This window comes from Streptomyces tanashiensis (genome assembly GCF_014648895.1).
Taxonomy (GTDB): Bacteria; Actinomycetota; Actinomycetes; order Streptomycetales; family Streptomycetaceae; genus Streptomyces; species Streptomyces tanashiensis.
The window spans coordinates 55,939-69,388 of record NZ_BMRZ01000012.1 but is presented as its reverse complement, the minus strand read 5'-3'; the positions used below and the strand labels follow the sequence as shown (position 1 = coordinate 69,388).

Sequence of the window (13,450 nt, the reverse complement as noted above, 5' to 3'; positions counted from 1 at the left end):
GGTGCCCGGGCCCTGGCTCCGGCCGGTCAGGAGGCGGACGCGAGCGCACGGGCGACCATCACCGCGTCCGCCGTCGCCCGGACGTCATGGACCCTGACGGCCCAGGCGCCCTGGTGGGCGGCGATCGCCGAGAGGGCGGCCGTGGCGGCGTCCCGCCCGTGCGCGGGGGGCGGGGTGCCGTCCGCGCCGGCCAGGATGTGGCCCAGGAACCTCTTGCGGGAGCCGGCGACCAGCACGGGGCGGCCCAGCGCACGCAGTTCGCCCAGACCGGCGATCAGACGGAGGTCGTGCTCCGCCCGTTTGGCGAATCCCAGCCCCGGGTCGACCACGAGCCGCTCCGGCGGAATGCCCGCGGCCACCACGGCCTCCAGACGGGCGCCGAGTTCCGCGACGACCTCGCGCACCACGTCCGCGTACACCGCACGGCCGTGCATCTCGTGGCTGAACCCGCGCCAGTGCATCACGACGAAGGGGACGCCGCCGGCCGCGACGGCCGGGACCATCCCGGGGTCCGCCAGACCCCCGCTGACGTCGTTGACGAGGACCGCCCCCGCCTCGATCGCCCGCGCGGCGACCGACGCGCGCATGGTGTCGACGGACACGAGGACCCCTTCGGCCGTCAGGTCCCGGACCACGGGGACGACACGCCGCAACTCCTCGTCCTCGTCGACACGGGAGGCGCCCGGCCGGGTCGACTCGCCGCCGACGTCGACCAGGTCGGCGCCCCCGGTCACGAGATCCAGACCGTGCTTCACCGCCGCCGCCGGGTCGAACCAGCGGCCGCCGTCGGAGAAGGAGTCGGGGGTCACGTTCACCACGCCCATGACGGCGCACCGGTCCCAGTGCGGCAGCCCGGCGACGGCGCCGGTGCCCTCGCGTCCCCGGGGGGTGACCTTCGGGGCAGGGGACGGATTCACGCCGACACCTCTGTCCGGTGGACGAGGCTCCGACGGCAGATGTCAGGCGTGAGGTGGGTCGGTGCGTGGGTGGACATGCCGTCCTTCTCCGCATGAGGCGGCTTTCGAGGGTTCCCTGGAATCGGGGCGGGACAGAGGCCGCTCGTGGCCTCTGTCCGGTCGTGGTCGGCCGGGCCGGACGACGACGCGTCCGGCCCGGACCCGAGGGCATCAGCCGTTGTCGGCCGTCAACTCGGCCCTGACCTCGCGGGCGGCGATGACGAGGTTCTCCAGGGAGGCGCGGGTCTCCGGCCAGCCACGGGTCTTCAGACCGCAGTCGGGATTGACCCACAGCCGCTCGGCCGGGATGGCGTCCAGGCCCTTGCGCAGGAGCGCGGCGGCTTCGTCGCTGCTCGGGATGCGCGGGGAGTGGATGTCCCAGACACCCGGACCGGCCTCGCGCGGGTAGCCGTGCGAGGCCAGTTCGTCGGCGACCTGCATGTGGGAGCGGGCCGCCTCCAGGCTGATGACGTCGGCGTCGAGGTCGTCGATGGCCCGGACGATGTCGCCGAACTCCGCATAGCACATGTGCGTATGGATCTGGGTGTCCGGCCGCACGCCGCTGGTCGTGAGCCGGAAGGACTCGGTCGCCCATGCCAGGTAGGCGGCGTGGTCGGCGGCGCGGAGCGGCAGGGTCTCGCGGAGGGCCGGCTCGTCGACCTGGATGACGGACGTGCCGGCCGCCTCCAGGTCGTTCACCTCGTCGCGCAGGGCGAGCGCCACCTGCCGGGCGGTGTCGCCCAGCGGCTGGTCGTCCCGCACGAAGGACCAGGCCAGCATGGTGACCGGACCGGTCAGCATGCCCTTGACCGGCCGGGAGGTCTGCGCCTGGGCGTACGTCGTCCAGCGCACCGTCATCGGCTCGGGGCGGGAGATGTCGCCGGCGAGGACGGGCGGGCGGACGTAGCGGGTGCCGTACGACTGCACCCAGCCGTGCCGCGTGGCGACGTAGCCCGTCAGCTGCTCGGCGAAGTACTGCACCATGTCGTTGCGTTCGGGCTCGCCGTGCACCAGCACGTCGACGCCGGTCTTCTCCTGGAAGGAGATGACCTCGCGGATCTCGTCCTTGATGCGCTCCTCGTACCCGGTGGCGTCGATCCGGCCGGCCCGCAGAGCGGCGCGGGCCACGCGGAGCTCGTCGGTCTGCGGGAACGAGCCGATGGTGGTGGTCGGCAGCACCGGCAGGCCCAGATGGGCGCGCTGCGCCGCGGAACGCACGGGGTACGACGGTGACCGCCGGCCGTCGGCGTCGGTGACGGCGGCGGTACGGGCGCGGACGGCGGGGTCGCGGGTGAGGGGGGAGCCGGCGCGCGAGGCGAGGTCGGCGCGGTTGGCGGCCAGTTCGGCGGCGATCGTGTCGGTGCCCTGGGAGAGGCCGCGGGCGAGGGTGGCGATCTCGGTGGTCTTCTGGCGGGCGAAGGCCAGCCAGCGCCGGATCTGCGGGTCGATGTCGCGCTCGGCGGTGGCGTCGAGCGGCACGTGCAGCAGCGAGCAGGACGCGGCGACGTCGACCCGGCCGGCCAGCCCGAGCAGGGTGCCGAGCGTGGCCAGGGACTTCTGGTAGTCGTTGATCCAGATGTTGCGGCCGTCGACGACGCCCGCGACCAGGCGCTTGCCGGGCAGCCCGCCGACCGCGGCGAGGTCGTCGAGGTTCGCGGCGGCGGAGTCGGTGAAGTCGAGGGCGAGGCCCTCCACGGGGGAGGCGGCGAGCACCTTGAGGGCGTCGCCGAGCCGGTCGAAGTACGAGGCGACGAGCAGCTTGGGCCGGTCGGTGACCGTTCCCAGTTCGCGGTAGGCGCGGGCTGCGGCGTTCAGTTCGGCCGGGGTGCGGTCCTGGACCAGGGCGGGCTCGTCCAGCTGGACCCACTCGGCGCCGGCCGCGTGCAGATCGGCGAGTACGTCGGCGTAGACCGGCAGCAGCCGGTCGAGGAGGGTCAGCGGTTCGAAGTCGGCCGCGACGCCCGGGGCGGGCTTGGCGAGGAGCAGGTAGGTGAGGGGTCCGACGATGACCGGTCGGGGAGTGTGGCCGAGGGCGAGGGCTTCCTCCAGTTCGGCGACCTGCTGGGTGGAGTCGGCGCTGAAGACGGTGTCCGGGCCGAGCTCCGGGACCAGGTAGTGGTAGTTGGTGTCGAACCACTTGGTCATCTCCAGCGGTGCCACGTCCTGGGTGCCGCGGGCCATCGCGAAGTAGCCGTCGAGCGCGTCGGCGTCGACGGCCTCGCGGTGGCGTGCGGGGACGGTGCCGACCATGACACTGGTGTCCAGGACGTGGTCGTAGTACGAGAAGTCACCGGTGGGCACTTCGTGGATGCCGGCGTCGGCCAGTTGCCGCCAGTGGGAACGGCGGAGGCCGGCCGCGGTCTCCCGGAGGGCGTCGGCGGTGACGCGGCCCTTCCAGTAGCCCTCGACGGCCTTCTTCAGTTCGCGGTTCTGTCCCTGGCGGGGGTAGCCGTACACGGTGGCTCGTGCCGCCGCGGATGCGGGCTTCGCGGTCACGGAACTCTCCTTCGCGAGATGTGTCCTGAACACCCGGGGACGGGGATGGACGCGAAGGAACGACAGAACGCGCGGACCACGCTGCGGGAGGTTCTCGCAGGTGCCGCTCGTTGTGTACGCCGACCCGCCCACGAGGTCACCGGGATGTCCGCGCGCGGAATACGTCCGCGTGCGGGCAACGGGCAGGTCTTCGGACTCGCGGGCACGCCCTCCTCGTGGAGGACACCTACTGGCCGTCGCTTCCCAGGACCGTTGTCCGGTCCCAGTGCGTATGACGGCGGTCGTTCCCGCTCACCGCTGCGGGGCAGTCCCGGATTCCCACCGGGTTCCCTCTTACGACGCCTCCCGCCTGGCGGACGGGGCGAACCAGCTGCGGGAACCACCCTAGGGCGCGCGACGGCCGAACGGCGAGCAACATCCGGGATGTGGACGCAAAGTTGAGAAAGATCTGTAGTTGCCGACGGCCTCCGCCCTGGACGCACACCTCGGCAAAATTTAGGTTAGCCTTGCCTTAGTTGAAGGGTGCTGGATGTCCTGCCTCGTGAGGAGTTGCCGTGAGTGGTGCCGCGGATGCCGCAACGACCGAGCTGACCGCCGCCGAGCGGGTCCGCTCGGTGCTCGCCCAGGCCGTTTCCCTGTCCCTCACCACGGAAGGGCGGGACTACGAACTGATCGGCATGCACTCGGTCGACGCGAAGGGCCGGATCTACCTGCATCCTCCGACGGGCAGCCCGCTGGCCGCCCAGATCGCCACCGCACCGCGCGGCAGCCTCGCCGCATTGCTGGAGTTCACCGATGTCGCCGCGACAGCGATCCGCGACCGGGTGCGGGCCCGGGTGACGATCTCCGGATGGCTGACCCCGCAGAATCCGGACCGCGACGGTGAGGTGGTCCGTCTCGACACCGCGCGGGTCACCCTGCGCACCGCGGCGGGAGCGCGGGACGTCGGGCTCGACGAGGTCGCCCTCGCCGCGCCGGATCCGCTCGCCGTCGAGGAAGCCGGCATGCTGGCGCATCTGTCCGACGCCCACGAGGACATGGTCGCGGAGCTCGTCGTCCTCGCGGCGCCGCAGCTGCCGCCCGGCATCCTGCGCACCGCCCCGTTCGCCCTGGACCGGCACGGCATCACCCTGCGGTGCGAGTATCCCCAGGGTCACTGCGACCTGCGCTTCCCCTTCCCGGCCGCGGTGAAGGACGCGGTCGGGGCCGGCGAGCAGGTCCGACGGCTCCTCGTGGCTCCCCGGTGCGCGCACCCCTTCTCCGTGCACGACTGACGCGGGCCGGGGTCCGGGGCGGGGCGCGGCCGACGGGGCGGCGCCCGAACGCCTGTGAGAACAAAGGCACATCAGAGGCGGCCGGTCCGTGCCCGCCGACCTCCCACGAACACAGAGAGAACGGAAGAACATGACCGTACGGGTCGCGGTGGCCGGTGCCAGCGGCTATGCGGGTGGGGAACTGCTCCGTCTGCTGGCCTCGCACCCCGGAGTGGAGATAGGCGCGGTGACCGCGCACAGCAGCGCGGGCCGTCCGCTGGGAACCGTACAGCCGCACTTGCCGGAGCTCTCCGAACGGTTACTGCTCGACACCTCCGCAGAGACCCTGCGCGGCCACGACGTGGTGTTCCTGGCTCTTCCCCACGGGCAGTCCGCCGCCCTGGCCGCCGAGTTGGAGCGCGGCACGCTCGTCGTGGACTGCGGCGCCGACTTCAGACTGAGGGACCCCGCCGCCTGGGAACGGTTCTACGGCACCGCCCACGCCGGGACCTGGCCGTACGGCCTGCCGGAACTGCCGGGCGCACGAGCCGGGTTGAAGGGCGCCACCAGAATCGCGGTACCCGGCTGCTACCCGACCGCGATCACCCTCGCCCTCTTCCCCGCCCACGCCGCCGCCCTCGTCGAACCGGAGGCCGTCGTCGTCGCCGCCAGCGGGACCTCCGGTGCCGGGCGGTCACTCACACCGCACCTCCTCGGCGCGGAGGTGATGGGCTCCATGAGCCCGTACGGGGTCGGAGGCGGTCACCGCCACACCCCGGAGCTGGTGCAGAACCTGTCCCGCGTGGCGGGCGAGCGCGTGACCGTCTCCTTCACACCGACTCTCGCGCCCATGCCCCGAGGCATCCTCGCCACCTGCTCCGCCCGGCTGCGCCAGGGCACTTCGGCCACGACAGCAAAGGACGAGGTGCGCGCCGTGTACGAGACCGCGTACGCCGGCGAGCCGTTCGTGCGGCTGCTGCCCGCGGGCCAATGGCCCTCCACCGCCGCCGTGCTCGGCACGAACACCGCCCAGGTGCAGATCGCCGTGGACACCGACGCCCGCAGGCTGGTCTGCGTGAGCGCCATCGACAACCTGACGAAGGGCACCGCGGGTGGCGCGGTGCAGAGCATGAACATCGCCCTCGGCCTGCCGGAACGGCTGGGCCTGCCCACGAATGGAGTGGCTCCGTGAGTGTGACCGCCGCCCTTGGATTCCTCGCCTGCGGACTGGCCGCCGGCATCAAGGAGTCCGGAGATCCGGACCTGGCCCTGGTCGTGAACCGAGGACCGTCGCGCACCGCCGCCGGCGTCTTCACCTCGAACCGCGTGCAGGCCGCGCCCGTCCGCTGGTCCCGCCGCGTGCTCGCCGACGGACGGATCTCCGCCGTGGTGCTCAACTCCGGCGGCGCGAACGCCTGCACCGGGCCCGGGGGAGCGGACGACGCACAGGCGATGGCCGAGCACACCGCGCGGGCCGTGGACACGGCCCCGGACGAGGTCGCCGTGTGCTCGACCGGCCTGATCGGCGTACGGCTGCCGATGGACCGGGTGACGGCCGGCATCGCCGCCGCCGCGGACCGGCTGTCGCCGGACGGGGGCGAGGACGCGGCCGTCGCGATCAAGACCACCGACTCGGTCCACAAGACGGCCGTGGCCACCGGTGCCGGCTGGACGGTCGGAGGCATGGCCAAGGGCGCGGGCATGCTCGCCCCGGGCCTGGCCACCATGCTCGTCGTCCTGACCACGGACGCCGACGCCGGCGCCGACGTGCTCGACTCGGCACTGCGCGAGGCGGTGCGCACGACCTTCGACCGGGTCGACTCGGACGGCTGCATGTCCACCAACGACACCGTGCTGCTGCTGGCCTCGGGCGCTTCGGGCGTCGTACCGGAGCCCGCGGAGCTCGCCGGAGCCGTGCAGGCCGTGTGCCGGGATCTGGCGCTCCAGTTGGTGGCGGACGCCGAGGGAGCCTCCAAGGAGATCGAGGTGGCGGTCGTCGGCGCGGCCTCGGAGGACGACGCCGTCGAGGTCGGCCGCGCCGTGGCCCGCAACAACCTCCTCAAGTGCGCGCTGCACGGCGAGGACCCGAACTGGGGCCGGGTGCTGTCGGCGATCGGCACCACGTCGGCCGTCTTCGACCCCGACCGCCTCGATGTGGCCATCAACGGCGTCTGGATATGCCGAGACGGTGCCGAGGGCGAGGCGCGCGACAAGGTCGACCTGTCGGACCGCCGCATCACCGTCACCGTGGATCTGCGCTCCGGCGACTCCTCCGCCGTCATCTGGACCAACGATCTGACGGCCGAGTACGTGCACGAGAACAGCGCGTACAGCTCGTGAGCGGGGCCGCAACGCCGCAGCCGGGAACGGGAGTCACGGTGGAGGCGGGCTCGCCGGCCGCCCTCGATCTGCCGTGGGTGGAGGAACTCCAGGGCCGTACGGTGGTCGTCAAGTTCGGCGGCAACGCCATGGTGGACCCGTCGCTGCACCGGACCTTCGCGCAGGACGTCGTGGAGCTGAGGCACGCGGGCCTGCGGCCCGTCGTCGTGCACGGCGGCGGCCCCCAGATCAGCGCCCTGCTCGACCGGCTCGGCCTGGAGGTGCGCTTCGAGGCCGGTCTGCGCGTGACCACGCCCGAGACGATGGACGTCGTGCGCATGGTGCTCACGGGCCGGGTCCAGCGCGATCTGGTCGGAGCCATCAACGCTCACGGGCCGTTCGCCGTGGGCCTGTCGGGAGAGGACGCGCACACGATGACCGCCGTGCGGCGCCCGGCGTGGGTGGACGGCCGCCCGGTGGACATCGGACTGGTCGGCGACATCGTGGCCGTCGAAGCCGGCGCGATCGGCGCCCTGCTCGAGCAGGGCCGCGTCCCCGTGGTCTCGCCCGTCGCGCGCGGTGAGGACGGCCGGATCTACAACGTCAACGCCGATCTCGCGGCGTCGGCCCTGGCCGCGGCACTCGGAGCCGACCGGCTGGTGGTCATGACCGACGTCGAGGGGCTGTACGCGGACTGGCCTCACAGCACCCGGGTCATCGACCGGCTCACCGCCGGCGAGCTGGACGCCCTGCTGCCCGGGCTGGCGAGCGGCATGCTCCCGAAGATGGAGGGCTGCCTCAGGGCCGTCCGGGCGGGCGTCGGTCGTGCACAGGTCGTCGACGGCCGGGTGCCGCACGCCCTGCTGCGCGGCGTCTTCGGCGAGGACGGCCCCGGCACCACGGTGGTGCCGGGCGACGAGTCCGGCCCCGAAGGGACCGGCGACCAGGAGGACGGCGCGTGACCACCGACAGGACGGCCCCGCTCGTCGACCGCTGGCGCGCGGTGATGATGGACAACTACGGCACGCCCCCGCTGGCCCTCGTCAAAGGCGAGGGCAGCACCGTGTGGGACGAGAGCGGCCGCGCGTACACGGACTTCACCGGCGGAATCGCCGTCAACGCCCTCGGGCACGCCCACCCGGCCCTGCTCTCGGCCGTCCAGGAGCAGGCCGCCCGGCTCGCACACGTGTCGAACCTGTTCGTCTCGGAGCGGCCCGTCGCGCTGGCCGAGCGACTGCTCGAACTGCTGGACAGACCGGGCCGGGTGTTCTTCGCGAACTCGGGCGCCGAGGCGGTCGAGGCCGCCTTCAAGATCGCCCGACGGACGGGACGCCCGCAGATCGTCGCGGCAGAAGGAGGGTTCCACGGCCGCACCATGGGAGCGCTCGCCCTCACCGGACAGCCGGCCAAACAGGCCCCCTTCGCGCCCCTGCCCGCCGAGGTCGCACACGTCCCCTACGGTGACACGGCGGCGCTCCGCGCGGCCGTCACGGAGCGCACCGCGGCGGTGGTCCTCGAACCGGTCCAGGGCGAGGCCGGGGTGGTTCCCGCACCGGAGGGCTACCTGCGGGCCGCCCGTGAGATCACGCGATCCGCGGGCAGCCTCCTCGTCCTGGACGAGGTGCAGACCGGGATCGGCCGCACGGGCCACTGGTTCGCCCACCAGGCCGATCAGGGCGTGGACCCGGACGTGATCACCCTGGCCAAGGGCCTCGGGGGCGGTCTGCCGATCGGCGCCACGGTCGCCTTCGGCTCTGCCGCCGCCCTGCTGACCCCCGGTCAGCACGGTTCGACCTTCGGGGGGAACCCCGTCGCGTGCGCGGCGGGGCTCGCCGTCCTGGAGACCATGGAGAAGGAGGGGCTGCTCGCCCACGTCACGCGGGTGGGCGAGCGGCTGCGGAACGGCGTCGAGGCGCTGCGGCACCCTCTGGTCCGCGAGGTCCGGGGCGCGGGGCTGCTTCTGGGCATCGTCCTCGCCGAGCCGGTTGCCGCGCGGGTCCGACAGGCGGCACAGGACGCGGGGTTCCTCGTGAACGCGGCGGGACCGGACGTCGTACGGCTGGCCCCCGCCCTCACCGTGCCCGAAGAGCGGGCTGACGCCCTGACCGTGGCGCTGCCCCGGATACTGGACGCCTCGCGCGGCGACGGAGCACGCCACCCCTCGACGTGATGTCCCTCGCTCCTGGAGCCGTAGGGGGGGCGGGTCCCGCACGGGGCCCGCCCCCCCCTACGGCCGTCTAGAGGGCGCGGGCCAGGACGCGCGCGTTGCGGCCGGGGTCCAGTGTCTGCGCCCAGGCGGCCGGGGCCAGCCCCGGGGAGGCGGGGACGAAGCCGTGGCCGAGGAAGAGCCGGCCGCTTCCGGTCGTCGCGGTGAACAGCATCGCCAGCGCGCGGCCGCGCGCCCGGGTGAACGCCGCCTGGAGCAGGCGCCCGCCCATGCCCGAGCCCTGTCGGTGGGAGGCGACGCAGAAGTTGTACAGGACGCCGCCGGCCGCGTGCTCGCTCAGCCCGAGACAGCCTTCGAGGCCTCCGTCGGGGGCCTGGGCGACGAGGAAGTCGGACGTCCTCGACAGGTAGAGGGAGAGGGGGCGTTCACGGAGTGCGCCCGTGCGGACGAAGGGCCTGGACAAGGCCGCGAGTGCGGGGCCGTCGCCCGCGTGCGCCGGTCGCACCGAGAACGCGGGGGCACTCCGCCTCCGGGTGGCGGGGGCCTGGGGCGGCAGGGTGGCGGGGGGCAGGGTGGCCGTGGTCAAGGCGTTCCTTCCTCGGGTCGCACCGTTCCCGGGCGCAGGGGTCCCCGGGCGGAGTCCGGGCGGCGGCAGGATGCCGGCCGGCCTCGACGGAACGGTAGCGATAAGGGTAGCCTTACCTAACCGGGCGGGCCAAGTCGGCCGTCCGGACCGCGCGGGCCGCCGCGTAACCGGGAAGCGCGGGCACGTCGGTGACGGCCCATCCGGGCGGGGCGGCGGGAGTGGTGCCCGTGCCCACATACGTGCGGGCGGGGTCCTCGCCGAGGCCGATTCCGACCCCCTTGAGGTGGGCCTCCTTCCGTGCCCAGCAGCGGGCGACCGCCGCCGGGCGTTCCCGGGCCGGCAGCGCCGCCGGTTCCGCGCGCTCGGCCCGGTGGAATGCCTCCGCGACGTCGGCAGCCGTCCCGGGTGACGGCCACGGCTCGACGTCGACGCCGACGGGAGCGTCGCCGAACGCCCACGAGGACGACCTCCCCGGCGTGGGACAGCGAGAAGTGCGGCCCCGCACCCGGCACCGCCGGTCGGCCGTGCGGCTCCCCGCAGCCGGGGCACGGCTCGCGGACGAGACGCACCGCTGCCGGGTCCCGACCGAGCCGTGCCCCCAGCAGCCGGCGCAGCGCGACGTGGGACGGGCTGCCGTCGACGGGTCCGTGTCCGGCGGGGCCGGTCCGGTGGCTAGCCGCACGGCCGGCCCGGGTAGGCGTCGGACTCGGGGATTCCCGCCTCGCGCATCCGGCGCAGGACCTCACCGAGCAGCGCGTCGTCGACGTCGTACGGCACGTTGAACTCCCGGTCGAAGACGAGGGACTCGCGCGCGCCCAGCTTCCAGATCACCCAGCGCGGTGGGGTGGCGGGCGCCTCCCACAGGGGAGAGAACCGCGACAAGGCGTCCCTCTGAGCGTTCACAGCTTTCCTGCCTCCGTTGCCTCGTGTCCGTCCACGAACGTCTCCACGACCTCGATGCCGGCGATCCGGGAGGGATCGACGCGTCGCGGTTCGTCCCCCAGGACGACCAGGTCGGCGCGCTTGCCCGCGGTGAGCGAGCCGGCGGTGTCCTCCCGCCGGCACGCGTACGCGCCGGCGACCGTGTAGGCGCGGAGCGCCTCGTGGACGGTGACCGCCTCGTCCGGCCCGATCGTCCGGCCCGAGCGGGAAGCCCGCTCGACCATGAACTGGATGGCGCGCAGCGGCGCCCCGTCCGTGACGGGCCGGTCCGAGCTGCCCACGAGCGTCACACCGTGGTCCAGGAACCCCCGGCCCCGGTACAGCCAGGCCGCCCGCCGCTCGCCCATCACGCGCGCGTAGTCGTCCCCGAAGGAGCGGAGGAAGGTCGGCTGGACGACCGCGCTGAGGCCGAGGCGTGCGAGCCGCGGGAGTTGGTCGGGGCGGATCAGCCCGGCGTGCTCGATCCGGTGCCGCGCGTCCGCCCGGGGCCGCAGGAGCTGCGCCTGCTCCAGCGCGTCCAGCGCGAGGTCGGCGGCGCGGTCGCCGATGGCGTGGACGGCGAGCTGCCAGCCGGCGAGATGGCCGTCCACGATCAGCCGGGTCAGGAGTTCGGGGTCGTCCTGCAACTGGCCGGTGTGGTCCGTGCCGGCGTACGGGGCGGTGAGCGCGGCGGTGCGGGCCATCATCCCGCCATCGGTGTAGATCTTGAGGGCGCCGAGCGACAGCCAGTCGTCGCCGAACCCGGTGCGCATGCCCAGGTCCAGAGCGCGGGTGAGGCCGTCCTCGCGGTGGGCCTCGCGCAGGCGCAGCGTGCGTAGCCCATCACGTCGACCCGGTCGCCGGGCGCTTCCGTACGGGAGGTGGCCTGGGCGACGGCCGCGAGGACGTCCTGCACCCGCTCGCACGGGGCGACGCTCGGGGCGTTCTGCTTCAGCCCGGTCCACGCCAGGTGGACGTGGCTGTCGATGAACCCGGGGAGCACGGTGGCGCCCTGCAGGTCGACGACCTCGCGGGCGGGCAGGGAGGCCACGGCCTCGTCCAGGCCCACGATCCGCCCCCGCCAGATGCCCAGTTCGCGGTCGGCCGGGCGGTCCGGATCCATGGTGACGATGTTCGCGTTCGTCAGCCTCGTGCACAGCATGGGCAGTCCGTCCGTTGCGGGAGGTCTCGACCGGGCGCCGGGCGGTCGTCCGGGGACGCCGGCCCGCGGTGGCGCCGGGCGGTCGTCCGGGTCAGGCGTCGGCGGCGACGGCGAGGGAACGGGGGCGCAGGTCGGTCCAGTTGGCCTCGATGAACTCCAGGCACGCCTCGCGTGTGGTCTCCGCGAGGGCCACCGTCCATCCGCCGGGCACCTCGGCGAAGGACGGCCAGAGGGAATGCTGGCCCTCGCCGTTCACCAGGACGAGGAAGCGGCCGTCGGCATCGTCGAAGGGGTTCGTGCTCATCGTGTGGTTCCTCCTGGAGCCCGGCGTACCGGTCCGTGCCTCGGGGCGCGCAGACGTGCACTCCCGAGGAGGGGGCCGTGTCCGGGGGATGGTGCATCGGGTAGGGGAGCGGCGAGAAGAGGGCCAACTACTTAGGTTAGGCTCGCCTAATTGGGAAGCTTAACGTTTCCCCCTCTCCCTCACAAGGAGGCACCGATGCGTGCAGACCCCTTCGTCGCGTTCGGTCTTCCGGGCCCGCCCGGCACCGACGGCTTCTGGGGGGCGGCTCCGGCTCCCGCCTACGCCCCTTCCGGCGACGGCGGTTGGGTCGCCCTGTTCCTGTGGCGCGGCAGCCCGGCGGCCGTCGAGTTCGAAAGCTGGTCCGAACCGGTGCAGCTGGTCCGGTGGCGCGACACGGACTGCTGGTACGCGGAGGTACGCATGCCCGCACGATTCCGGGTGACCTACCGGTTCCGCGCGGGAGACGGGTCGTACGCCGATCCGCTCAACCCGGTCGGAGCGGGCGGTGAACGGTCCATCGCGGCCACCCCGGACGCCCCGCCCCAGCCGCACTGGCCGTCCGTCGGCTCCGACGACGTGCTGCCCCTGCCGCGCACCCGCGTCCGCTGGACCAGCGAACGGCTCGGCGGACGACGCACCGTCCGGGTCCACCCGGTGGCCGGCGGCGGACCGGTGGTCCTGCTGCTCGACGGGGACGACTGGCTGCACCTGCACCCGGCCATGACCGCCTTCGACGCGGCCGCCGCCGCCGGCGACATGCCCCCGGCCACGCTGGTCTTCGTACCCGCCAAGGACCGCCTCGCCGAGTTCGGGTGCCGGCCGGAGCTGTGGGAGGCGATACGCGACGAACTGCTTCCCCTCGTCGCGGACTGCGGGGTGACGGCGGACCTGGACCGGTTGACGGTCGCCGGCCAGAGCCTCGGCGGGCTGAGCGCGCTCTACGCCGCGCTGGAGTTCCCGGACCTGGTGTCCCGCGTCGCCTGCCAGTCGGGGTCGTTCTGGTGGACGCCGGAGGCCGCGGCTTCGCCGGACCCCCTGGGCGGCCCGGTCGGCGGCGCCACCGCCACCCGCCTGCGGGAGCGCCCCGTCCCGCCCGGACTGAGGATCGCCTTCGACCTCGGCGAGCACGAGAACCGCATGCGTCCCCACTGCGAACTCGTCGAGGATCTCACCGAGAAGGCCGGTGCGACCGTGCGGATCTCCAGATCCGCATCGGACCACGACCGGGCGGGCTGGCGACAGGCCTTGCTCAGGGACATCGCCTGGGCACTTGCCTGACGCGACAT

At 73.6% G+C, this 13,450-nt stretch carries 12 protein-coding genes, 1 pseudogene and 1 riboswitch; of the genes and pseudogenes, 6 read left to right on the top strand and 7 right to left on the bottom strand.

Translation table 11 applies throughout. From position 1 onward, the window contains the following. Positions 1–26: 26 nt before the first annotated feature. Both folP and metE read right to left on the bottom strand, forming a co-directional pair. Positions 27–824, bottom strand: coding sequence for a dihydropteroate synthase (folP, locus tag IE237_RS28785; RefSeq protein ID WP_189805163.1), 798 nt, complete (start codon positions 822–824; stop codon positions 27–29). 303 nt (positions 825–1,127) lie between these two features. Beyond that, a complete protein-coding gene (gene metE / locus IE237_RS28780; RefSeq protein WP_189805035.1) occupies positions 1,128–3,452 on the bottom strand; it encodes a 5-methyltetrahydropteroyltriglutamate--homocysteine S-methyltransferase in 2,325 nt (774 codons plus the stop codon). 164 nt (positions 3,453–3,616) lie between these two features. Next, positions 3,617–3,838: riboswitch (cobalamin riboswitch) on the bottom strand. A gap of 168 nt (positions 3,839–4,006) precedes the next feature. Between metE and IE237_RS28775 the strand changes: the two genes are divergently transcribed. The 5 genes from IE237_RS28775 (at position 4,007) to IE237_RS28755 (ending at position 9,194) form a co-directional block, all read left to right on the top strand. Next, positions 4,007–4,726, top strand: a complete 720-nt coding sequence (locus tag IE237_RS28775; RefSeq protein ID WP_189805034.1) for a DUF2470 domain-containing protein — start codon at positions 4,007–4,009, stop codon at positions 4,724–4,726. A gap of 130 nt (positions 4,727–4,856) precedes the next feature. Then, positions 4,857–5,897, top strand: a complete 1,041-nt coding sequence (argC, locus tag IE237_RS28770) for an N-acetyl-gamma-glutamyl-phosphate reductase (protein WP_189805033.1) — start codon at positions 4,857–4,859, stop codon at positions 5,895–5,897. Next, on the top strand, positions 5,894–7,045 hold the full coding sequence (gene argJ / locus IE237_RS28765) for a bifunctional glutamate N-acetyltransferase/amino-acid acetyltransferase ArgJ (RefSeq protein ID WP_189805032.1): 1,152 nt from the start codon (positions 5,894–5,896) through the stop codon (positions 7,043–7,045). Before argC ends, argJ begins: the two co-directional genes overlap by 4 nt. A gap of 77 nt (positions 7,046–7,122) precedes the next feature. After that, positions 7,123–7,986, top strand: a complete 864-nt coding sequence (gene argB, locus IE237_RS28760) for an acetylglutamate kinase (protein ID WP_189805162.1) — start codon at positions 7,123–7,125, stop codon at positions 7,984–7,986. Between the two features lie 44 nt (positions 7,987–8,030). After that, on the top strand, positions 8,031–9,194 hold the full coding sequence (locus IE237_RS28755; RefSeq protein WP_189805161.1) for an acetylornithine transaminase: 1,164 nt from the start codon (positions 8,031–8,033) through the stop codon (positions 9,192–9,194). A gap of 67 nt (positions 9,195–9,261) precedes the next feature. On the opposite strand, the gene IE237_RS28750 is transcribed toward IE237_RS28755, so the two are convergent. The 5 genes and pseudogenes from IE237_RS28750 to IE237_RS28730 form a co-directional block, all read right to left on the bottom strand. After that, positions 9,262–9,777 carry a GNAT family N-acetyltransferase gene (locus tag IE237_RS28750; protein ID WP_189805031.1) on the bottom strand — a complete coding sequence of 172 codons (516 nt, stop codon included), beginning with the start codon at positions 9,775–9,777 and terminating at the stop codon, positions 9,262–9,264. A 112-nt stretch (positions 9,778–9,889) separates the two neighbouring features. Beyond that, positions 9,890–10,282, bottom strand: coding sequence for a 4'-phosphopantetheinyl transferase family protein (locus IE237_RS40930; protein ID WP_229842945.1), 393 nt, complete (start codon positions 10,280–10,282; stop codon positions 9,890–9,892). 167 nt (positions 10,283–10,449) lie between these two features. Next, entirely contained in the window at positions 10,450–10,680 is a 231-nt protein-coding gene (locus tag IE237_RS28740; protein WP_189805030.1) for a hypothetical protein, read from the bottom strand. Then, positions 10,677–11,860: pseudogene (locus IE237_RS28735) on the bottom strand (amidohydrolase). Before IE237_RS28735 ends, IE237_RS28740 begins: the two are co-directional and overlap by 4 nt. A 91-nt stretch (positions 11,861–11,951) precedes the next feature. After that, positions 11,952–12,164, bottom strand: coding sequence for an MbtH family protein (locus tag IE237_RS28730; RefSeq protein WP_189805029.1), 213 nt, complete (start codon positions 12,162–12,164; stop codon positions 11,952–11,954). A 195-nt stretch (positions 12,165–12,359) separates the two neighbouring features. On the opposite strand from IE237_RS28730, the gene IE237_RS28725 reads away from it, so the two are divergent. Continuing rightward, positions 12,360–13,442, top strand: a complete 1,083-nt coding sequence (locus tag IE237_RS28725) for an alpha/beta fold hydrolase (RefSeq protein ID WP_189805028.1) — start codon at positions 12,360–12,362, stop codon at positions 13,440–13,442. The last annotated feature ends 8 nt before the right edge of the window (positions 13,443–13,450 follow it).

What these genes read in the sequence shown, in the direction of transcription:
- IE237_RS28730 (WP_189805029.1), bottom strand. Translation starts at nt 12,164, where the DNA reads ATGAGCACGAACCCCTTCGACGATGCCGACGGCCGCTTCCTCGTCCTG.
- IE237_RS28755 (WP_189805161.1), top strand. Translation starts at nt 8,031, where the DNA reads ATGATGGACAACTACGGCACGCCCCCGCTGGCCCTCGTCAAAGGCGAG.
- folP (WP_189805163.1), bottom strand. Translation starts at nt 824, where the DNA reads ATGGGCGTGGTGAACGTGACCCCCGACTCCTTCTCCGACGGCGGCCGC.
- argC (WP_189805033.1), top strand. Translation starts at nt 4,857, where the DNA reads ATGACCGTACGGGTCGCGGTGGCCGGTGCCAGCGGCTATGCGGGTGGG.
- IE237_RS28725 (WP_189805028.1), top strand. Translation starts at nt 12,360, where the DNA reads ATGCGTGCAGACCCCTTCGTCGCGTTCGGTCTTCCGGGCCCGCCCGGC.